At 42.4% G+C, this 20,830-nt stretch carries 18 protein-coding genes; 11 read left to right on the forward strand and 7 right to left on the reverse strand.

Annotation, left to right across the window (positions count from 1 at the left end; all coding sequences use genetic code 11):
- Positions 1-7 precede the first annotated feature (7 nt).
- The gene (locus tag IHV80_RS19220; RefSeq protein ID WP_004730036.1) at positions 8-238 is read right to left on the reverse strand and encodes a hypothetical protein; all 231 of its coding nucleotides are present in this window, start codon (positions 236-238) and stop codon (positions 8-10) included.
- 275 nt (positions 239-513) lie between these two features.
- Here IHV80_RS19220 and hcp point away from each other — a divergent pair, with 275 nt between their 5' ends.
- Together hcp and IHV80_RS19230 are read left to right on the forward strand one after the other, a co-directional pair.
- Positions 514-2,175 (forward strand): hydroxylamine reductase, encoded by a 1,662-nt coding sequence (gene hcp / locus IHV80_RS19225; RefSeq protein ID WP_192891904.1) that lies wholly within the window; start codon positions 514-516, stop codon positions 2,173-2,175.
- 102 nt (positions 2,176-2,277) lie between these two features.
- Positions 2,278-3,336 (forward strand): hybrid-cluster NAD(P)-dependent oxidoreductase, encoded by a 1,059-nt coding sequence (locus IHV80_RS19230; protein ID WP_192891905.1) that lies wholly within the window; start codon positions 2,278-2,280, stop codon positions 3,334-3,336.
- Positions 3,337-3,626: 290 nt separating this feature from the next.
- On the opposite strand, the gene IHV80_RS19235 is transcribed toward IHV80_RS19230, so the two are convergent.
- Entirely contained in the window at positions 3,627-5,063 is a 1,437-nt protein-coding gene (locus tag IHV80_RS19235) for a glyceraldehyde-3-phosphate dehydrogenase (RefSeq protein ID WP_192891906.1), read from the reverse strand.
- Positions 5,064-5,971: 908 nt separating this feature from the next.
- Here IHV80_RS19235 and IHV80_RS19240 point away from each other — a divergent pair.
- Positions 5,972-8,536: an ATP-binding protein gene (locus IHV80_RS19240; RefSeq protein ID WP_192892175.1), complete on the forward strand. Its 2,565-nt coding sequence runs from the start codon at positions 5,972-5,974 to the stop codon at positions 8,534-8,536.
- Between the two features lie 266 nt (positions 8,537-8,802).
- Here IHV80_RS19240 and IHV80_RS19245 read toward each other — a convergent pair whose 3' ends face one another.
- The 3 genes from IHV80_RS19245 to IHV80_RS19255 form a co-directional block, all read right to left on the reverse strand.
- Complete coding sequence (locus IHV80_RS19245; protein ID WP_102434211.1) at positions 8,803-9,039, reverse strand: SMP domain-containing protein; 237 nt, start codon at positions 9,037-9,039, stop codon at positions 8,803-8,805.
- Positions 9,040-9,205: 166 nt separating this feature from the next.
- Positions 9,206-9,832 (reverse strand): D-Ala-D-Ala carboxypeptidase family metallohydrolase, encoded by a 627-nt coding sequence (locus tag IHV80_RS19250; protein ID WP_192891907.1) that lies wholly within the window; start codon positions 9,830-9,832, stop codon positions 9,206-9,208.
- Positions 9,833-9,983: 151 nt separating this feature from the next.
- Positions 9,984-10,298 (reverse strand): DUF496 family protein, encoded by a 315-nt coding sequence (locus tag IHV80_RS19255; RefSeq protein ID WP_017105326.1) that lies wholly within the window; start codon positions 10,296-10,298, stop codon positions 9,984-9,986.
- A 195-nt stretch (positions 10,299-10,493) separates the two neighbouring features.
- On the opposite strand from IHV80_RS19255, the gene IHV80_RS19260 reads away from it, so the two are divergent.
- The 5 genes from IHV80_RS19260 (at position 10,494) to luxQ (ending at position 15,708) form a co-directional block, all read left to right on the forward strand.
- A complete protein-coding gene (locus IHV80_RS19260; RefSeq protein WP_192891908.1) occupies positions 10,494-10,694 on the forward strand; it encodes a hypothetical protein in 201 nt (66 codons plus the stop codon).
- Between the two features lie 63 nt (positions 10,695-10,757).
- Positions 10,758-11,414: a YceH family protein gene (locus tag IHV80_RS19265; RefSeq protein ID WP_192892176.1), complete on the forward strand. Its 657-nt coding sequence runs from the start codon at positions 10,758-10,760 to the stop codon at positions 11,412-11,414.
- Positions 11,415-11,729, forward strand: a complete 315-nt coding sequence (locus IHV80_RS19270) for a GIY-YIG nuclease family protein (protein WP_192891909.1) — start codon at positions 11,415-11,417, stop codon at positions 11,727-11,729.
- Between the two features lie 308 nt (positions 11,730-12,037).
- Positions 12,038-13,132 carry an autoinducer 2-binding periplasmic protein LuxP gene (locus IHV80_RS19275; protein ID WP_192891910.1) on the forward strand — a complete coding sequence of 365 codons (1,095 nt, stop codon included), beginning with the start codon at positions 12,038-12,040 and terminating at the stop codon, positions 13,130-13,132.
- Positions 13,132-15,708, forward strand: a complete 2,577-nt coding sequence (gene luxQ / locus IHV80_RS19280; protein WP_192891911.1) for a quorum-sensing autoinducer 2 sensor kinase/phosphatase LuxQ — start codon at positions 13,132-13,134, stop codon at positions 15,706-15,708. Before IHV80_RS19275 ends, luxQ begins: the two co-directional genes overlap by 1 nt.
- A gap of 95 nt (positions 15,709-15,803) precedes the next feature.
- On the opposite strand, the gene IHV80_RS19285 is transcribed toward luxQ, so the two are convergent.
- Positions 15,804-16,463 carry a PilZ domain-containing protein gene (locus tag IHV80_RS19285; RefSeq protein ID WP_192891912.1) on the reverse strand — a complete coding sequence of 220 codons (660 nt, stop codon included), beginning with the start codon at positions 16,461-16,463 and terminating at the stop codon, positions 15,804-15,806.
- Positions 16,464-16,660: 197 nt separating this feature from the next.
- Between IHV80_RS19285 and IHV80_RS19290 the strand changes: the two genes are divergently transcribed.
- Positions 16,661-17,011, forward strand: a complete 351-nt coding sequence (locus IHV80_RS19290; protein WP_192891913.1) for a HopJ type III effector protein — start codon at positions 16,661-16,663, stop codon at positions 17,009-17,011.
- A 102-nt stretch (positions 17,012-17,113) separates the two neighbouring features.
- Here the strand turns inward: IHV80_RS19290 and IHV80_RS19295 are convergent, their stop codons facing one another.
- Positions 17,114-17,422, reverse strand: coding sequence for a cysteine-rich CWC family protein (locus tag IHV80_RS19295; protein ID WP_192891914.1), 309 nt, complete (start codon positions 17,420-17,422; stop codon positions 17,114-17,116).
- 159 nt (positions 17,423-17,581) lie between these two features.
- Between IHV80_RS19295 and yegD the strand changes: the two genes are divergently transcribed.
- Positions 17,582-18,934, forward strand: coding sequence for a molecular chaperone (yegD, locus tag IHV80_RS19300; RefSeq protein WP_192891915.1), 1,353 nt, complete (start codon positions 17,582-17,584; stop codon positions 18,932-18,934).
- Between the two features lie 507 nt (positions 18,935-19,441).
- Positions 19,442-20,479: a porin gene (locus tag IHV80_RS19305; RefSeq protein ID WP_192891916.1), complete on the forward strand. Its 1,038-nt coding sequence runs from the start codon at positions 19,442-19,444 to the stop codon at positions 20,477-20,479.
- Positions 20,480-20,830 lie beyond the last annotated feature (351 nt).

A 20,830-nucleotide genomic window follows, 5' to 3' on the forward strand; every position in this document is an offset into this window, starting at 1 on the left:
GTTTAGGTTATTTTTTGCTTGAAAGGTCTTCGTATTCACCTTCAATAACACCGGCATCACTGGTAGATGATTGACGTGTGTTCATGTGAGCTGCGAAACCCTGTTTTTTCATTTGATTCTGAATGCGCTTGCCAGTGATTAAAGCTGCAATAGCTAAAGGAATAGCAAGAATCAAGCTCGTGAATAACGCCAATAGGCCAGTAAACAACGCAACAATCGTAACTAATATATTTTTCATATTCATTCCTCTTTTTCTATGTTGTCACTATATCGCTTCTATTCTGAACGAAACATGAACACCGTTAATAAATATCAGAGAGTCACTATGACACAGGCGTGTGTGGATTGAGAGTTTATATGTAGTCATATTCACGCACTAAAAACATGGAGTTTATTTAAGTTTATAAAAATCAACAGCTTAAAAGTTGGCACGCTTGATGCTCTATAGGGTTTGGAATAAGTCACTGTAAGCAAAGTACTTACAGCTAATAAAAAATTACTGGAGCCCCTTATATGTTCTGTATTCAATGTGAACAAACAATTCAAACCCCAACCGTAAAAGGCTGTTCTTTCGCACAAGGCATGTGTGGCAAAACGTCAGAAGTATCTGACCTTCAAGACGTGTTGGTGCATTCTCTTCAAGGTGTCTCTTTTTGGGCAAATTTAGGTCGCACTTGCGATGTTATTGATACTGAAATTGATGAGTGGGCGCCAAAAGCGTTTTTCGCAACTCTCACCAACGTTAACTTCGACCCTGCTCGTATCATCGAATTTGGACAACAATCTCACGAATTCAAACAGCGTTTAGAGCAACAAGTTCGCGCAGCAGCGACTTTGATTGGCTTTGAAATCCCAACGCTTTCTGCAGCAGCGCAGTTCGATCTTCCAACTGATTCTTCAGAGCTATTGGCACTTGCACCACAAGCCGCGGTTAACCGTGGTCACGATTCTCAACATGAAGATGTGATTGGCCTTCGTCTTCTTTGCCTATACGGTCTAAAAGGCGCTGCAGCTTACATGGAGCACGCTCGTGTTCTTGGTCAAACTGATAACGCTATTTTCGCTGAATACCATGAAATCATGGCGTTTCTAGGTACAGACCCATCAGATCTAAAACAGTTACTTGATACATCAATGCAGATTGGCTTGATGAACTACAAAGTAATGGAAATGCTAGACAAAGGCGAGACAGATACATTCGGTCACCCGCAACCAACAACGGTCAATGTGAAGACTAAGCAAGGTCACTGTATCCTTGTTTCTGGCCACGACTTGCATGATCTAGAAAAGATCCTTCAACAAACCGAAGGCAAGGGCATCAATGTTTACACTAACGGTGAGATGTTACCTGCACACGGTTACCCTGAGTTAAACAAGTACCCACACCTTGCGGGTAACTACGGTAGCGCTTGGCAGAACCAACAGAAAGAATTCGCTAACTTCCCTGGCGCAATTGTAATGACGTCTAACTGCCTGCTTAACCCAGATGTAGGTTCTTACGCAGACCGTCTATTTACACGCAGCATCGTGGGCTGGCCGGGCGTTGATCACCTTGAAGGTGACGATTTCAGCGCAGTAATCGATTGTGCACTAGCGCAAGAAGGCTTCAAACACGACGAGATCGAGCAAATGATCACTGTTGGCTTTGGTCGTAACGCACTGATGGAAGCGGCACCTGCGGTTATTGAGCAAGTGAAAGAAGGCAACATCAAACACTTCTTCCTAGTCGGTGGCTGTGACGGTGACAAATCTGAGCGTAGCTACTACACAGACTTCACAGCTCAAGCGCCAGAAGATTCAGTTATCCTGACTCTTGCATGTGGTAAATTCCGTTTCAATAAGAACCAATTTGGCGATATTAACGGTATCCCACGTCTGCTAGATGTTGGCCAATGTAACGATGCTTACTCTGCGATTCAGCTTGCTATCGCACTGTCTCAAGAGTTTGATTGTGGCATCAACGAACTTCCGTTAACGCTGGTTCTATCTTGGTTCGAGCAAAAAGCGATCGTTATCCTGCTTACTCTGTTTGCTCTAGGTGTGAAAGGTATTTACACAGGCCCAACAGCACCTGCGTTCCTAACTGAGAACCTACTTAAGATTATGCAAGACGAGTTCGACATGCGTTCTATCTCAACGCCAGAACAAGATCTTAAAACAATCTTAGCGGCTTAATTTAAGCCCACTCCTAAGCCCCTTTGTTGCTGTTCTTTTAGAGTTGGTAACGTCGGGGCTTTTTAGATTTTAATCTTTAGTCATCAGCAAGGTGTGTGAACTATGTATGCATGGTCGGATAGCGATTCAATCAATTTAGTGTGTTTAAAGAAATGGCACGAGACGCCAGATACGGTCAGCTTTGAGCTTGGCAGTATTCCACAAGACCTACATTTCAACTTTAAGCCCGGCCAGTTCATTACGCTGGGTTTGGATATGCCGACAAAAACCGATTACCGCGCATACTCTGTAGCCTCTTGCCCTGAAGACAACCGCATAAAGCTGACAGTAAAGCGTGTGGAAGGTGGGTTGGTTTCTAACTTTATTGTCGACGAGCTTGATGAAGGTGATGAGGTTGTTGTTTTAAAACCGGCTGGTGGCTTTAACTGCATTGATTGTATGCCTACTACTAGTAAAAAAGTGACATTAGTCAGTGCGGGCTGTGGGATCACACCGGTCATGGCGATGGTGAAATATTGGTTGTCTCAAGATAGCGAGATGGAAATAGATTTCGTTCATATGGCACGTAATAAGCTCGAGACAATCTACTTTCAAGAACTTCATCAGCTCGACGAAACACACGCTAATTTCAACCTAAAACTGTTGCTGAAAGATAATGAAGGAACAACCGCGCCTGAAGGCCGATTGGATAAGAATTGGTTGGTGAAACTGAGCCCAGATATTTTAGACAGAACCGTTTATCTTTGTGGACCGGTTGGGTTTATGCAAGACATAGAAAGCTATCTGAAAGAACTTGAGTTCAACATGGATAACTTCTATCAAGAGAGCTTCACCCCAGCGACCCTGAGCAATACTTCATCAGAAGAATCACAGGCAGAAGCGTCTGCGGATTCAAATGGTGCTGTTAAGGTGTTTGTTCCTGCATTTGGTAAAGAAGTGGAAGCTGACGTGGGCACGCCATTGGTGGATTCATTAGAAAGCGCAGGCGTTCCCATCATCATTGCTTGTCGTAGCGGTATTTGTGGTTCGTGTAAATGCAAAGTGACCAAAGGTTCGGTGGAATCAAGCAGCCAAGAGACACTGACAACTGAAGAAATTGAGCAGGGATACGTGTTGGCGTGTTCAAGCACGATTCAGTCAGATGTTGAGGTTGAGTTGTAGCCGTCTTATACAAGAAGAATGAAGCACGATGGGAACGAGGTTCGTTCGTGTGGAAGATGCAATGTGTGGAAGGTACAGCGTTTAGACGAAATAGCGTGTGACGGATATAACCCGTGACAGATATAAAAAGGCCACTTAGATCGTTAGAGAGAGCAGACCTAAGTGGCAACCCTATTGTTTATACGGGGGAGCAAAACAAAAGGGGTTGCGAAGCCCATAATAGACTTCGCAGATATAGTTATTATGTTGTGGAGCTGGTTACGCTGAATTAGTTACAAGATCGAAGTCGTTTAAACTTCAGGGTATGTCTTGTAACGAACACCCATCATCTGTTCCATACAGTGAACAACTTGGCAGCTGTAGCCAAATTCGTTGTCGTACCAAATGTAGAGAACAGCGCGGTTGTCTTGCGCGATAGTTGCAACACCGTCAACCACACCAGGGTGACGAGAGCCAACTAAGTCTGTAGATACAATCTCAGTTGAGTCGGTGTAATCAATCTGTGCAGATAAAGTCGAAGATAGCGCCATTTCACGCAGGTATTCGTTCAACTCTTCTTTGTTTGTGCCTTTCTCAAGGTTTAGGTTTGCTACCGCCATTGAAACGTTTGGCGTCGGCACGCGAATCGCATTACCCGTTAACTTACCTTCCATTTCTGGCATCGCTTTTGATACTGCTTTTGCAGCACCAGTTGATGTCAGTACCATGTTCAATGAAGCAGCACGACCACGACGATCACCTGAGTGGAAGTTGTCGATCAGGTTTTGGTCATTGGTAAATGAGTGAACCGTTTCGATGTGACCCGACAGGACACCAAATTTGTCGTGAACCGCTTTTAATACTGGCGTAATTGCGTTTGTTGTACAGCTTGCAGCAGAGATGATCGTATCTTCTGGTTTAATGTCATTTTGATTCACACCAAATACGACGTTCTTGATCTCACCTTTACCTGGCGCAGTCAGTAGAACCTTCTTCGCACCATTACACGCAACGTGTTGGCTTAGGCCTTCAGCGTCACGCCACACACCTGTGTTATCAACTACAAGTGCATTCTCGATACCGTAAGCGGTGTAATCCACTTCTGCTGGCTTGTTTGCGTAGATAACTTGGATGAAGTTACCATTAACAATGATCGCTTTACGTTCTTGGTCTACAACAATGCTGCCGTTGAATTGGCCATGAACTGAGTCACGACGTAGCAAACTTGCACGTTTTTCTAAGTCACCGTCTTTACCGCCACGAACAACAATTGCACGTAAACGTAGTGGGTAACCTGGGCCACTTTTTTCGATCAATAGACGAGTCAGCAGGCGGCCAATACGACCAAAACCGTACAAGACAACATCGCGAGGTTCTGTCATCGCATCGCCTTCAAGCGATTCTAAAAGTGCAGTCTGTAGGAAATCATCCAACCCGTTTGTGTCTTCGCGATCTTGCCAGAATGTATGAGCAAGGCGACCAACATCGATACGACATGGAGACAAGTCCATAGAGAGAAGGTGTTGAATGATTGGTTGAGTCTGTTCTGCTGTAAGCGGAGAACCTGTGTAACGTTTTGCGATGCGGTGAGCTTTGATGATGTCGATAGTTGTCGCGTTAACCAGTGTTTTACCGAACAGGATAACTTCAACGCCTTTTTGGCGGTACAACTGACCTAAAGTAGGAGCGATTGATTCAGCAATAGTTTGACTAGTTTGCCAGTCTAGGAGGTGCTTTTCGGGACTCATCTTTACTCGGGACCTTTCACGTTAATTTCTGCAATCATAGCGAATGTAGGGTAGCCATGAGAGCATGGGGGAGTTGAGCTATCTAAGCTTTGGTGGTCTTTAATGCCACTTAAAATGCGCTTGATATGCCTTGTGTGTAACTTGTAATTTTTATGTGGCAGGATTGTAAGGTACGACGGGTTATTCTGCTAGGAAAAATAAATGCAGGTAAATTATCTGAAACTTGGCTCTATATTAGTCATAAACCAAGGTTTTAGCGTCAATAAAGGCTATTGACTTTAATAATCTGTAGCACTTAATTTTCGCCAAAAAATACTCAACTCAAAATATAATATGTAATACAGGTCATAATGATCATTAAAGATGTGATCATTAACTCAAGTTACACGTAAATGGTAAACAACAGATAAGCAAATTGACCGTTTTTCCTGTTCGACCTCGGTATAAGCTAAGGTTGAGTGCGAAAAGTGCATGACGCAAACGATTAGATCTCACAAATTTCACCTAATTGTCGACTTTATTAATGTCTAGAGTTGTTACTTGCTGCCTTGTAGAGCCGATAAGCTGTCTTTTTCACTTGTTATGCGACCGATAATAACTTGATAAGTCTTATTTCATTTCACTTGTATAAACCTCTCTTACCTAAACCTCATGGGTTTACATCTCATTTACTCAAATAAATGCCTCCCACTCTTAAAGTACCGAAAGCGATGTCAGTTGATATAAATGTCTATTTTGGGCTCAGAGTATCGTCAGCTCATATCCAATTTGATCAATAACCTCTGTTAATGTCCTATCCTTAACTTGGGCTAGGTAAAATTACTTTCGGGAAGGGAGTCGTTATAAAAATGATAAATATGTCAATTAGATGGCGTCTTATTTTTCTTTCCACGGTTTCTGTTCTCATTATGTTTGGGGTCACAGTCAATGAAGTGCTTAAGAATAATGAGAAGATGAATCACCTTGAAACAACGCGTATTAAGGTCGAAGCGCTTCAATCTTTTAATACGGTTTCAAGTGGTGCTTATCGATGGTTGGTGCTGTCTAATGACTCCCCTGAGAAAGGTCAGCTGCTTTTAACGTTGCAATCAGAACTGGATAGACTTACTCAGTATGGAATGCGACTTCAACAATTCGACAGTAATTGGAGTATTGATCCTCAGTTAGCTGAATTGAAAAAGCTGTTGATGGGTCTTGCTAGTACACCGGAAACCACAGACAGCAAGCAATTGACAGAACGCGCTTTCGACTTATTAAAAGACGTTTTAATGGAGCTGTCTGAATATCGCATGGCTTTAGTTGATGAAAATATTGGTCAAGCGGATGCGATGTTTATCAATCTTACTCATTACGTGTTTTGGACTCAGAGGGAAGCGTGGTTAAGCTACAGTTTGTATCGTTCTCCAGAGTTGAAGAGTCAATATCTATTGAGCTATGTTGGTGCTTTGGAAAGACAACAGCAGTTATTAGACACGTTTTTTCGTTCGGCCACTCGCTCTTCAAATATTAGACAATTGTTAGACACTGTCTCCAAAGATGAATTTCAAGACAAATTTACATCGCGAATCCTCAAAGGTGACTTTTCATCGCCAGAAATCTATCAACATTTGAATGACTTAGAGCTGAAAAAACGTGCTATTTCACAAGCGATTGGTGCTTATACCAAGCAATTACAATCTGATCTGACAAAGAACATCGCGTTACAAAAACGACAAACCTTGGTCATAACACTATTAATTCTGGTCGCTTCAGGCGCTCTGTTATGGCTCAGTATCGCCACCTCTCTGCGCTTAAATCGAAATCTATCATCGATCCTAAAAGGGGTGTCGGAATGTGCAGTTAGCTATGGAAAGCCCAAGGTGATTCACATTCAAGGGAACGATGAGCTCGCTGAATTTACTGAAACTCTAAATCGAGTGATGGAACGTAACTATCATCACAACAAAGAGTTAATAAAAGCCAAAGAAGATGCGATTTCGGCCAATAAAGCCAAAAGTGCCTTTCTAGCGAACATGTCCCATGAAATACGTACGCCGCTCAATGGGATTATCGGTATGGCCGAGATATTATCTCAGAGCCAACTGAGTGCTAATCAACAAGAAGTGCTGGGCGATATCGAGTCGTCTTCCCACTCCTTGTTAGTTCTACTAAATGACATTCTCGACCTTTCTAAAATAGAGTCGGGTAACTTGATGCTGTCGCCACATAACGCTGACCTTAGAGAAGCGGTGTATGACTCTGTGAGCGTGATTTTGTCGAAAGCGATGAGCAAAGATATTGAACTCGATATTAATATTGACCCACAAACTCCACCACAACTCTTCTTTGATGAGTATCGTGTTAGGCAGGTGCTTACTAACCTATTATCGAATGCGATTAAGTTTACGTCTAAAGGCTCAATCACTACCGATATTGCTTATACGCCCATGTCACTAGGTCGAGGAAAGCTTGATTGCACCGTGACTGACACCGGTATCGGGATTGAACCAGAGAAACTAGAATCGATCTTCGAACCTTTCACACAAGAAGATGGCAGTATTACTCGACAGTTTGGAGGCACAGGTTTAGGGCTTGCGATTTGTCGCCAGCTTGTTGATTTGATGGGTGGATATATCAGCGCACAATCGGTGAAAGGCGAGGGGTCTACGTTCTCGTTTTGTTTGTACGTCGATACTATAGAATGCCATGTTCAAACCTTTGAGAACCTAAGCCATGCAACGATAGTCTCAAATTCTTTCAGCTATTTAGATCAGTTGGTCAAAGAGTGTGACCGTTTTAGTATTCGAGCGCAGGTGGTTCCATCCATCTCTGAGCTAGATGCGAGTATCACTGAGAGTGACCTAATATTCTATTGCCACACGTTACACCACTCTATGGACAAAGATCTTGCTGCGCTTAAGGAGCTCTATCCTCTTTCTCGTGTGATCGTGTGCCAACACCACCTATTTAAGACCAACTTGATCACGGAGCCAGTTCATTTCACGCATACTTTACCCTTCTTAGGTAAGCGATTTTTAAATAGCCTATTGTCGCTCGACATTGGCGAAGAAGAGGTTGAGCAAGAGGAGTTTGAAACGGAAGAGGTTCGGTCGTTAAATCGACGTATATTGATCGTCGAAGATAACTTGATGAACCAAAAGATAGCGAGTTTCTTTCTTGAGAAAGCGGGTTATGAATATCTGATTGCCAGCAATGGCCAAGAAGCGGTCGATGTGATTACTCAAGGCGCTCAGTTTGATGCGATTCTAATGGACTGCATGATGCCTGTCATGGATGGCATTACCGCGACTCGAGCTATCCGAGATTGGGAAACAGAGCAGGGCGTTACGCCGCTACCGATTATTGCCCTGACAGCCAGCGTGTTGGACGAGGACATTAAAGATTGCTTTGAAGCTGGTATGAATGCTTACTTGCCTAAACCTTATAAATCCCACCAACTGTATGATCTTTTTAGTAGCTTAGATATCGTATAAGCCAACTTACACCTCTTTGATGAAGTCGTTGAGCGTACTTCATCAAAGAGGTACGTGGAATTTGACTTGTGCTGTTACTAGGGCGTGTTGATCTTTCGAGCTGATTTTTGCAGCGAGTTGCTGGGTACTTATACAAGGCAGAGGCTTCGATGTGTAGCTAGCCTACATGAGAAGCCGATAACGTAGTAGGAATGACCAGCAAACGCTTTTATCTCGAACAAAATTTAACCGCGAAAGAGCAACACGCCCTAGTTGTTGTTTTATTCCTATCTAACTTCTAGCCCAAGATTATATTGAGCAAGACAGCGTCCGACGTAGCTTATCTTTAATAAGGCTGCCACCAATATTGTGCTGATGTGCGCAACAATTTGGATTGGCAGTGAAAAATGATCGGCCATAGGATAAGCCACTATGATGCTGAGGAGCATAACCAGAGCGGTTATTGCTAAACTGAAGTTTGAAACAGAAAGTAGAGTCTGGAAGCGTTGAGTCATGTTCTTCATGTTGTATTCCTATTAATAATTATGCTGATTAGTTATTAATAGCAATTAGCGTTCCAGTTTTATTTATTATTATCTTACAGTGGCTTAGTTTATTTCCCCGTGGTTTTGAGTCAAAAAGACGTGTTGATTTATGGCGTCCAATTGACTCTTTGGTGTCCTTTTGTTCTTACCATTGTCTAAAGCCACAAGTGTCGATATGGAATCGCACGCCAGCGTATAAGCCCAGTCCGACGTTATGTTTTTGTCCAAATTCGGCATGAACTTTTTTGAGTTTAGCGTGTAGGTCTTCTCGAGAAATACCGTTGGCAGGAACAAGGTCTAAGGCACAAAATTCTAAGTGCTTACTTCGCAGTGCACCGCCAGCTTGTTGGTTATAAATCTGAGTTCTTTCACCAGATACAGGAATCACGACACCGATTTCAGGCTCAATGTATTGTTGAATGTATTTCAAGGTGTTGATCATATTCGATACATTCTTTTTGTCCGGAAGGGTAAATAAAGTTGTGTTACTCATTGCCCAGTCCGTTCCTTGCAACAGCACCAGATGTAAGGGCATGCTCTGGGTTATGCCCGCATCTTTTAGTTGCTGCCCTATCTCTCTTACTCTCTCTTCTGCGCGGTTGAGCAGCATCCAGCCACGAAATGCTGAACGAGTCGGAACCTTGTAACCATGAACGTCCACCACGAGGTCGTCGTAAGTGATTTCTGTTTCTTCGGTATACAGTCTTTCAAATTCTTCTGGATAGGGTTGAGTCGTTGATAGCGCTAAGGTAATCAGAATACTTGCGTACATAGGTCACTCCATTGCTTAGGTTCACCTAGTTAGTTTTACAGATGCTCAGTCTTACGTTCGCTTAAGTATAGACGCTAGAATTTGGGTATAAAAAAACCCACTACTAAGAGTGGGTTACTAACATTGTTACAAGTAAATTCGCGAGGTTAGATTACTTCTTACCTTGGATTTGCTTATCTTCTTCTGTCAGTTCACGAATGCGACGGCTGATGTCACGGCGAGCTTTAGAAATCTCTGCGCTCTTGATGATGTGGTCATCAACACGGTCTTCGTAGTCAGCTTTCATATTTTTGATAATGCCTAGGATCTCGTCATGAGTCATTTCTGGCTTGACGTAGTCAAGTAGGTTATCAAGAAGGTCGACACGCTTACGGTTGTCACGAACTTTCTTTTCGTTGTCTAAAAGTTCACGCTTAAGTTTGTTCTTACGTCGTGCTTGGTTAACAATTTCAAATACGCTGCTCATAGATTCCTTTTCCTAATCGTCAAATACGTTGTCTGGTTCTGATTAAAGCACATCAGTTGGTGTTGTAACAGTCTTTAGATCAAAGCAAAAGTAAGGTTGTATAATTATTCGGCACTCTCGCTTAAGTGCGATTGTTTTTATCTAAGAGTTCAAGTTAGTATCCAGTATAGATACTTCATTGATACGAAATGTGAAATGAATCAACAACAATTAGAAACAGACGATCTGGTAGAGAGTGTTACCGAATCTTCAGCAGAACAGAGCAAGCTTCGTAAGGCGTATGTGAAAGAGCGTACTTACCTTGAAGTCGTGGAAATAGAGCTAAACCGTTCTAAAATCATAATGATTGATGAACAAGGCCGAAAGAAAAGAGTACCTATTTTGTCTGAGCACTAGCCATCATTGGCTGCATTCTTCAGTGTTGAGACGGAGCAATCAAAATAATAAAAAGGAAAAATGATGAACACAGTACTTTCCCTAATTGAAGCGAGAATTATCGGTTGTTTGATCGAGAAAGAAGTCACCACTCCTGATCATTATCCGTTAACGTTAAACAGCTTAACGACGGCATGTAATCAAAAGAGTAACCGTGAGCCTGTGCTCTCTCTTTCTGAATCTGAAGTATTAGATGCCGTTGATGGATTAATAGCACGTCGTCTAGTGAGTGACGAAAGCAGCTTTAATAGCCGCGTGAATAAGTATCAACACCGCTTCTGCAATACTGAATTTGGTGACTTACAATTCACTGAACAAGAGCGCGCGATCATCTGCTGTATGCTTCTTCGCGGCGCACAAACACCTGGCGAACTGCGCACAAGAACAGGTCGTCTTGCAAATTTCAGTGATGTTAAGGAAGTGGAAGCAACACTAGATAAATTAGCTGTAAGAGAAGCGGGTGCTTTAGTGGTGAAGCTGCCACGTGAAGCGGGTAAACGTGAATCTCGTTACCAACATTTACTGAGTGGTGAAGTGGATGTTGAGTCATTGGCAACTGCGTCTGTAGGAGCTTCTCAACCAACCGCGAATAGCGGAAGACTTGAAGAGCTGGAAACCGAAGTCGCGAGCCTAAAGGCGGAAGTTGCAGAACTTAAAGAAATGGTTGAATCACTACTTTAGATGTCTACCTTAGATAACAATGCGGGTTGGGTGGTGTACTTGATCCGCAATCGACACAATGCCCTTTATTGCGGTGTAACGAACAATTTAGAACGTCGATTTGAACAACATCAAACCGGTAAAGGTGCAAAAGCCCTTAAAGGCAAAGGCCCACTTGAGCTGGTTTGGAGTTTTGATGTTAGATCAAAAAGTGAGGCATTGAAAACCGAATACGCGATCAAACAATTACCGAAGCCTCGCAAAGAAAAACTGGTATCACTCAAACTAATTATTGAGTGGCAAGAAGACCAAATTCAATATATCGAAGTCTCATAATTCATAGCAAAAACGTTCGTTATTGATTAAATGTTAATAATGTATTTCTTCTTGTGAATGCTCATTAAGTTATTGAACGTAAAGTGTAATTTGTTGGTTTCGGATTGACCTAAGCGCATCAAAGAACTCACTGATTACAATCTCTCTTCCAAATTGACATATTGCACATTTAGAATGTCGTTCTAATTAGTGCTAGACGCTATCATTTATCATCGTTGTCCTACATAATATCTCGTAGCCATACAAAGATATGGTGTCATGCTAGGTTAAAAAATGAGCCAAAGTAGCTCATATAAAACGAGAAAAATATGAAACGTTTACTTATGTTGTTGGGACTTGCCGTATTTTCTGCGTCCGCTCTCTCCCATGGTACCCATGTCCTCAATGGTTACTGGGAATACCAAGATTACCTTTCTAAATTTCCAGAGCAAAAAGCACTGACCGATAAAATGGTTGAAGCAGTGCAAAACCACCCGGTTCCGTTAAGAAAAATCCAAGATGAACCCATTACAATCTCTGTGGTGTATCCAGGGCAACAGATCTCCGATTACTGGGTTCGCAATATTGAGGCTTTTGAAAAAAGGCTCGATAGGCTAAGAATTAATTATCAGATCAATCAGGTCTTTACACGAGTTAATGCGGATATCACCCAGCAAAGTATTTCATTACAAGAAGCTATCGAAAACAAAACGGACTACTTAATTTTTACTCTTGATACCACTCGTCATCGTAAATTTATTGAACATGTTTTGACGTCAACGGATACCAAGTTGATTCTTCAGAATATCACTACACCAGTTCGAGCGTGGGCTGATAGACAGCCATTCATGTACGTGGGTTTTGACCATGCGACAGGCAGCTTAAAATTGGCGGAGTACTTTAAAAATAACAGTAAATCAGACAGCCAATATTCGGTTTTGTACCGTTCAGAAGGCTATATCAGTGATGCTCGCGGTGATACTTTTATCCACGAAGTGAACACCGATACGAACTTTGCACTCAAGTCCTCCTTTTATACTAAGTCTGACAAAGAAAGCGCCTATCAAGCGGCGAAAATCAGCATAGAGAAGGATAAAGACCTAGACTTTATTTATGCATGTGCAACTGATGTGGCACTGGGTGCTGCAGATGCGATTCGTGAATCAGGCAGAGATATTCTTCTTAACGGATGGGGCGGAGGCTCTGCCGAACTTGAAGCTATCGAAAAAGGTGATCTAGACGTGACTGTGATGCGGATGAATGATGACACTGGCATTGCGATGGCAGAAGCCATTAAATGGGATCTGGCTGGTTTAGAAGTGCCTACCGTGTATTCTGGTGATTTTGAATTGGTCACCAAAGAAGATTCTCCCGAACGTATTTCTGAACTCAAACAGCGGGCATTTAGATACTCAGGTCAATAATGAAGAAAAGTTACGCCAGTACACCAAGAAACACTCTAGCCAAATTAATTACCCGTATCGTTATTTTAGTTATAGGGGTTATGGCGCTTGGCGTGCTTATTCATAATTATGAAACCAGTAGTCGCATTGTAAAGCAAGAAACGAATCGGACGGTTCAGCAGACTTCTAGCTTGATACAGAACATGTTTGATTACCGTTTATCGGTATTACAGATTCACCAAGATAGCAGTTCGCACAGTGCGGTGTTGAGACAGTACTTTGATACCAATGACGAAGAAGCGCTGAGTTATTTTTTCTTTGGTGTTGACCAGCGTGAACCTAATCACGCCCCAGATATGCGCTTTGTCGCGACTCACGATGGTGTCGTTTGGGACGATGGTAATGGTCAGTTTTACGGTTTGGATTACACCAATCTGGAAAAAATTTCTAATGAGGTCGCATTCAGCAGTAATTGGCATTTTTTAAAGTTGACGACGGAGATTGGAGAGCGTCATCTATTAGCTCGACGCACGCCAGTTGTTGATAACGAAACGGGTGAGGTTCTGGGCCAGCTGTATATCGCCATAGTGCTGGATAATAACTTCTCTCTCGCGGAATCGATTCAACAGGGAAGCAACTGCGAAAACATTGTAATAGAGGCGCACGGTACGCCTGTTACCTCTACATTCAGTGGGGATGAAAGTTACACGATCACGGATATCCTCAATTACAAACAGCATGATCAACTACTAAGTCACTTTGTGACCATTGCGACGATTAAGATTAATGCGGTCGATACGCCACTCATTATCCGCGCCGTGCAAAAGAACACTAACTTTATTGCGTTAGAAGAAAACTATGAACGCGCGATCATTGTCGTCGTTGTCGTGATCATACTCGTATCCTTCTTTGCAAAAGCTTGGATTCAGAGAAAGGTCGCGGCTGAACTCGATAAGTTAATGGACTTTACTCGCTCAGCAAGTGGCAACGAAGACTACAACAAATTTGATGGCTCCAACATCTTCGAATTCCACCATATTGGCTGTACGTTAGAAGATACTTTTGAACGATTGTCTGAACAAAATCAAAAATTCCAAGACCTGTTTAACTTTGCTCATTCACCTATATTGGTTTGGTCTGACAAAGGCGATTTGATCCAGATGAACCCGGCAGCTCGAATGGCTTTGTTTGATGAAAATGATAACTATGGTGTGATTGCTCAGGAATTTGAGCAACGAATGCTACCTAATATTCAAATGGTGGTTCAAGGGTCAAAGCTGACGGGTATTAACGTGCCAATCGGAGATAAAGTGTTTCGTTGGAACATATCGGCAATCAGAGTTGAGCACGGCATTACGGGAGTGGTCGTTCAAGGGCAAGATATTACCAAGCTTATCGAAGCGGAGCGACAAGCCGATCGTGCCCGTGAGGAAGCTGAACACCTTGCGAATGTGCGCGCAGATTTCTTAGCTAAGATGAGCCACGAGATCCGTACACCGTTAAACGGTATTCTCGGCGTCTCTCAGCTAATGAAACGCTCTATACAGAGTGAAGACAATCGAGACCAGATCGATGTACTTTGTAACAGTGCGGAACACCTACTTGCGGTACTTAACGATATTTTGGATTTCTCAAAAATAGAGCAGGGACAGTTCAATATTCAAAAGAAAAACTTCCGTTTGGTTGAGCTCGTTAACACGCTAGACAGCATTTATCGTCCGTTGTGTGAAGATAAGTCGGTCGTTTTTGCCATCGATAATCATTTGGCGAGTGATATCGAAATAAGCACAGACCAAGTGCGCCTTAATCAGATCATGTTTAACTTGTTGAGTAATGCCCTTAAGTTTACTCATCAAGGACGTATTTCGGTGAGTTTCGAACTTGAAAGCATTTTTAATTCAGACCAAGCCAGCTTGATTGTTCGGGTTAAAGATACCGGTATTGGAATTGATGGCAGTAAAATTGATGCTGTTTTTGAACCGTTTGTTCAAGAAGATGAGACGACGACTCGAGAGTATGGCGGCACAGGTTTAGGGCTTACTATTGTTAAGAACCTTGTCGAGATGCTGGAAGGTGATATTCAAGTTCGAAGTGTTAAAGGAGAAGGTTCCGAGTTTGTTATCGAGATCCCTGTAGAGTTATCTTCACAACCCTTACTAGGTTCTTCGCAGCAACCTCACATTGATCCTCAAGCGCTGTTTAGCCACTCCCTTAAAGTATTGCTGGTGGAAGACAATCACACGAACGCGTTTATCGCACAAGCTTTCTGTAAGAAGTATGGGATGGCCGTGACTTGGGCTAAAGATGGTTTAGAAGCGATAGAGTTGGCGAAAGCAGAGACGTTTGATCTTATCTTGATGGATAACCAGCTGCCTAACTTAGGTGGCGTAGAAACGACTCAGCAATTAAGAAGCGAAATTGGAATATCAACACCGATTTATGCCTGTACAGCCGATGCACAACAGTCGACCCGAGACAGCTTTATGGCAGCTGGTGCCAACTATGTAATAGTTAAGCCGATCAAAGAGGAATCGTTGCACCAAGCTTTTGTACATTTCAAAAATGTATACTCGGGTGACATGGAACAACCGATCTAATCAATGAAGCTAACCAACCTAAGCAAAGTTGCGTTTCTCATTACGATGAAAGTGAGATTGTGATAAAGACAGGAGCGAATAGAGCGTTCTTGTTTTTATAAAGAACCAGCAGTAAAGGCTTGCTCCAACAGTAACGTTCTCAATTCGTCATTCATCTCTATGTGTTCAGGGAACTGTATTCCCAACAACCAACCTTGGTCTTGTCTTTTTTTACTCACTACCTTGTAGACAAGTTCGCTATTTAAGTACTCACTCAAGATCGAGTTGGCCTTAATCTTCCAGCCGATATCTATATCCGATTGCTGGGTAAGATAGATACCGCAGCCTGATGCAGAAAAATCCACTAAGGTTGCATCTAATGACAAGGTGTCAAAGGTGACTTCACATTCGAGTCGTACCTTGTATCTTTCATGCTCGCGAATAGGTTTTGTTGCAAAGCTTGAGGGTGGACGAAGGAATATAAGGTGTGCAGGCGATGTGATGTGAGCCAGTACATTGGTCTTAAATGCGACAATGTGACCAAGTTCAGTATCGGTAATAGCACGAACAATGATATGGACATTATTAAGCTTTCTTAGCGTTAGTGCTTCCGTGGCTTTTTGTGAAAGCTCAAGAATCAAGTACTGATCTTGCTTGTGTCCGATGTAAAGCGTACTTATCTGAATTGAGTCATCCGGGCCAAATTCCAACACACCTGCTGTTCTTGTACCGGGTTTTAGGTATCTGAACAGTTCTAAGTTTTTATCTTTATGCATATTCTTCAATGAACAATGTTAATCATCTGTTCAAATAATATAACGTCCTGATAAATGTATGTCATTAGTTTCATTTAAGTAATTGTAAAAGTTGAGTCAAAAAGTGAATGGCTTTCCAAAACTAAAACTCAGCTTACTCTTACCTCAAAACACGATACACTGATGTCGTTAATCATGTACTGATGGAGAAATATTAAATGGAACTGGAAACTTTACTAAACACGCTGACGCAAACCCCAGAAAGCATTCAATTTGAAGATACGATGCAGGTGATCGAGGCGAACTATGACTTTTCTGAGAGTGAGTTTCGCAATGGTGATGTAGTGAATATGGCGGGACAGAACAATGGTTCGTGTAAGATTTTTGCTTTTGGTTTAGCTCAAGATCTTTCTCCCGAACAAACACTGGCTTGTTTTGGGCAGTTTTATCGCAACGATGTATTAGGTTTTCCTGAGAATACCGACCATCAAAACATTCGTAATTTTATGATTCATGGTTGGAGTGGTGTACAGTTTTCTCAATCTGCACTGACGGTAAAAGCGAAGTAAACACTGACCAGGCGAACATTCGTATTCTGAAGCATTACTATCTGAAGCGAGAAATGGCATCTCGCTTCTTTTATGTTTTAGGTGTTGAGACAGGTTTACTCTCTATTGAATAGGCAATGCAGACAAGCACTTGCGACACATACAAACACTGCCTTTAGGGATACTGCTAGTATCACGTTTCTCTAGCTCGAAGCACCAGCAGGTTTCTTTACCCGCGCTGATATCACAATGAGCAGGCGCATTACACTGTGGGCACTGATGAGTTGAATTCGAACCGCTAAGGCTATCCATCACTGAACCTCTTTCGCTTTCAGTTAAGTCTTTCCAACTTATAATCTCATCCATCGTTCTGTGGCAGCCGCTGCATATGCCACCATTATTTTTACAAGCCGCTAAGCAAGGTGTTTTCATCTATCTGACCCGTCATTCATTTGTGCTGAAATGTAGCATATTTGTTTCTTCTTGAAGAGCCAGAAAGCTAAGAAATTACTCAGGTAAATTTAGAAATGACCTCGTAATTTTTAGGCTTTTCATGTAGCATCTCGCCCCTTTTGTTGAGTGGGGGATATTATGTTTATTGGATTTGATTATGGAACAGCTAACTGTTCCGTTGCAGCTATGGTTAATGGAGAGCCAAGCTTGTTGCAGTTAGAAGGTAAGAGTCATTATATTCCCTCAACCGTGTTTGCACCGACCCGAGAAAGTGTTTCTGAGCATCTATTTCGTCACTTAAACATCAAGCCCAGTGATGCTATCGGTGAACAGGTGTTGCGACGCGCTATTGCATTGAACCGTGAAGAGAGTATCGATCTGGTGCCGGAAGACATGGCATTTGGTCAGGCTGCGTTGAACCTCTATTTAGAAGATCCACGTGACGTTTATTATGTTAAGTCTCCTAAGTCTTTCCTTGGTGCTAGTGGTTTACATGATGTTCAGGTGAGCTTCTTCGAAGATTTAGTGTGCGCCATGATGGCGAATATTAAAAATCAAGCCGAGCTGACGACTCAAGAGCAGATCAAACAAGCCGTTATCGGCCGACCAATCAACTTCCACGGGCGTGGTGGGGAAGAAGCAAACAGACAAGCTGAACATATTTTGTCTCGCGCAGCTAAGCGTGCTGGCTTCCAAGATATTGCGTTTCAGTTTGAACCCGTTGCTGCGGGACTTGACTATGAAAGTACACTGACTCGAGACCAAACCGTATTAGTTGTCGATATTGGTGGTGGTACGACAGATTGCTCATTACTTGAAATGGGACCGACCTGGTCGGGTAAATCGGATCGAACTCAAAGTCTACTGGCACACAGTGGCCAGCGAGTTGGTGGTAATGACCTCGATATCTATCTTGCTTTCAAACAATTGATGTCACCTTTTGGTATTGGCAGTAAAGGGACTTCTGGTATCGATATGCCGTTGACCCAGTTCTGGAACCCGATCGCAATCAATAACGTCGAAGCTCAGAAGAATTTCTATTCTCGAGAAAACCTTGCGGCTTTGAAGCTACTTCGTAAAGAAGCAGCTGAGCCACAAAAGTTGGATCGCTTGATGAAGGTTTATCACGACACGCTAGGCTACAGCATTGTGCGCAGAGCGGAAGAAGCTAAGATTGCGTTGGCAGAGTGCGCTCAGTATCGAGCTGCGATTAATGTCGCTTCTGAGCTAGTTGAAGTAGACATCTCAGTTGAGCAGATGGTGGATGCTATCGAAACTCCGAAATCAAAAATGATTGAGTTGGTAAAAGAAGCAATCCAACAAGGCCAGAAAAAACCAGACGTTATCTATATGACGGGTGGTTCTGCTCGTTCTCCAATACTGCGTGAAGCTGTAGAGCAAGCGGTGCCGAATGTTCCAATCGTAAGTGGAAACTATTTTGGTTCGGTAACGGCAGGTTTGGCGCGTTGGGCTGAGGTTTGCTTTAAATAAATCCGTTTAATAAAACAATAAGTTAAGTGATTCATTAGGGTAATTGGTCTTTGGCTGATTACCCTTTTTTATATCCAGTATTTGTCTGGGTACTTAAAGGTCTACTTTGCATTAGAAGTAGGGGGCTTATTTCACGCCTTTAAAGATTTCTAGTGGGCTCTAAGTGTTACAAGATGTTTCATTTTCTACCATGGCTTATTTGATGGTCTGATGAGTCTATTTTTAATTTGACTTTTAATGCTCTTATTATGACTTTAAAAACAAAAAATCATTTTGATGGATGTAAATAAAACACAAAAATCACCGTTTTGAATAATATAAGTGCTTGTTTGAAATGTCTTTTTTGTTTTTTATAGTATTGTTTTTGTTATTTTATATATTTTAATGCAACTTTTTCGACATTCATAGATTAGTGTTTTCCTACTTGTTAAACGCAGGTAACAACTTCTCCCTAAAGCACGGAGGTTGTTAGTGAATAACTCACCCAGTTACATAATGGATATGACAATGAATAAGAAACTTTTAGCGCTAGCAATTTCTGGTGCGGTATTTGGTACACAGGCAGTTGCAGTAGAACTTTATAACGAAGACGGCACAACATTCTCTGTTGGCGGTCACGTGTCAGTTGCGGTTGGTGATGTTAACAGCGATGACCGTCTAGGTAGTGATGATATTGGTGTTGAGTCTGTTTCTCCACGTATCAACTTCGGTGCAACTCATGATCTTGGTAACGGCTTTACTGCTGATGCTAAAGGTGAATGGGCGCTAAACATGCTTGACGGCGGTGATGAGTCATTCACAACTCGTCTTGGCTACATTGGTCTAACTCACGAAGACTTCGGTCGTGGTGTTGTTGGTACTCAATGGGCACCTTACTACAACGTTGCTGGTGTAGCAGATATGCCAATCGCATTCGCGAATGACTTCATCTACGAAGATCATGGTAACCTAGGTACTGGTCGTGGTGAAGAGATGGTGAGCTACGGTAACGCTATCGACTTCGGAAACGCAGGTTCTCTAAGCGCAGCTGTTGCATGGCAAGGTCGTAAAGCTGATGTAAATGATTACGGTAACCGTGGTCAAGTTGCATTGAACTACGCAATTGCTGATTTCACTGCAAACTACGCGTACAACACAGGTGATGTTGACTACGTTGGCGTTGCTGGTTCAAAAACTGCTGATTCTCATGTACTGAGTGCAACATACGGTTCATACGGCGCTGAAGGTCTATACCTTGCGGGTGTTTACGCAATGAACAACTACATGAACTCTGGCAACAGCCAGATTCTTGAAGAGTCAGTTGCTATTGAATTACTAGCGTCTTACGCACTTTCTAACAGCCTTAACCTAAGCGTTAACTATGAAGCTGTAGAAGATGATAAGAAGAGCGAAACTGTGTACAGCACTACTGCTCTACAAGCTGAATACAACTTCACATCTCAGTTCGTAGGCTTTGCTGGTTACCAGTTCGACCTACAAGGTTCTGGCGTTTACAAAGAAAAAGCTGACGACCAATGGCTACTTGGTGCTCGTTACTACCTGTAAGCCGAAAACTAATTTAGCATAGTGTTTACTCCTTAAACTTACCTTTTAGGATACTGTCCTAGGCACAATGCTAAGCCCTCTCTGATCTTTTGATTGGAGAGGGCATTTTTCGTTCTGTTCTACGTAAAATGTAACCCTGTGATTAGACCTCTCAATTTATCGAGTTGTTCGAAACTAATGGTTTCTCCCCTCGAATATTAGATGTCCCTTGACATCGATAACCGTCTAAAATTAGCCAAATCAACAAATTGAGCTCAAGATCAGAAATTTGAACTTCGCCACCATCTTGTCAAAGATTCTGTCTTTATGATGCGTTAAACTCTGAACTCCTAAAAATAGTTCAGGGATAAA

Source organism: Vibrio bathopelagicus, assembly GCF_014879975.1.
Classification (GTDB): Bacteria; Pseudomonadota; Gammaproteobacteria; order Enterobacterales; family Vibrionaceae; genus Vibrio; species Vibrio bathopelagicus.

Coding starts and splice junctions, on each gene's coding strand:
- IHV80_RS19290 (WP_192891913.1), top strand. CDS start 16,661: ATGGAACTGGAAACTTTACTAAACACGCTGACGCAAACCCCAGAAAGC.
- hcp (WP_192891904.1), top strand. CDS start 514: ATGTTCTGTATTCAATGTGAACAAACAATTCAAACCCCAACCGTAAAA.
- IHV80_RS19245 (WP_102434211.1), bottom strand. CDS start 9,039: ATGAAGAACATGACTCAACGCTTCCAGACTCTACTTTCTGTTTCAAAC.
- IHV80_RS19265 (WP_192892176.1), top strand. CDS start 10,758: ATGAACACAGTACTTTCCCTAATTGAAGCGAGAATTATCGGTTGTTTG.
- IHV80_RS19270 (WP_192891909.1), top strand. CDS start 11,415: ATGTCTACCTTAGATAACAATGCGGGTTGGGTGGTGTACTTGATCCGC.
- IHV80_RS19240 (WP_192892175.1), top strand. CDS start 5,972: ATGTTTGGGGTCACAGTCAATGAAGTGCTTAAGAATAATGAGAAGATG.
- IHV80_RS19235 (WP_192891906.1), bottom strand. CDS start 5,063: ATGAGTCCCGAAAAGCACCTCCTAGACTGGCAAACTAGTCAAACTATT.
- IHV80_RS19285 (WP_192891912.1), bottom strand. CDS start 16,463: ATGCATAAAGATAAAAACTTAGAACTGTTCAGATACCTAAAACCCGGT.
- yegD (WP_192891915.1), top strand. CDS start 17,582: ATGTTTATTGGATTTGATTATGGAACAGCTAACTGTTCCGTTGCAGCT.
- IHV80_RS19250 (WP_192891907.1), bottom strand. CDS start 9,832: ATGTACGCAAGTATTCTGATTACCTTAGCGCTATCAACGACTCAACCC.
- IHV80_RS19255 (WP_017105326.1), bottom strand. CDS start 10,298: ATGAGCAGCGTATTTGAAATTGTTAACCAAGCACGACGTAAGAACAAA.
- IHV80_RS19260 (WP_192891908.1), top strand. CDS start 10,494: ATGAATCAACAACAATTAGAAACAGACGATCTGGTAGAGAGTGTTACC.
- IHV80_RS19305 (WP_192891916.1), top strand. CDS start 19,442: ATGAATAAGAAACTTTTAGCGCTAGCAATTTCTGGTGCGGTATTTGGT.
- IHV80_RS19220 (WP_004730036.1), bottom strand. CDS start 238: ATGAAAAATATATTAGTTACGATTGTTGCGTTGTTTACTGGCCTATTG.
- IHV80_RS19230 (WP_192891905.1), top strand. CDS start 2,278: ATGTATGCATGGTCGGATAGCGATTCAATCAATTTAGTGTGTTTAAAG.
- IHV80_RS19295 (WP_192891914.1), bottom strand. CDS start 17,422: ATGAAAACACCTTGCTTAGCGGCTTGTAAAAATAATGGTGGCATATGC.
- IHV80_RS19275 (WP_192891910.1), top strand. CDS start 12,038: ATGAAACGTTTACTTATGTTGTTGGGACTTGCCGTATTTTCTGCGTCC.
- luxQ (WP_192891911.1), top strand. CDS start 13,132: ATGAAGAAAAGTTACGCCAGTACACCAAGAAACACTCTAGCCAAATTA.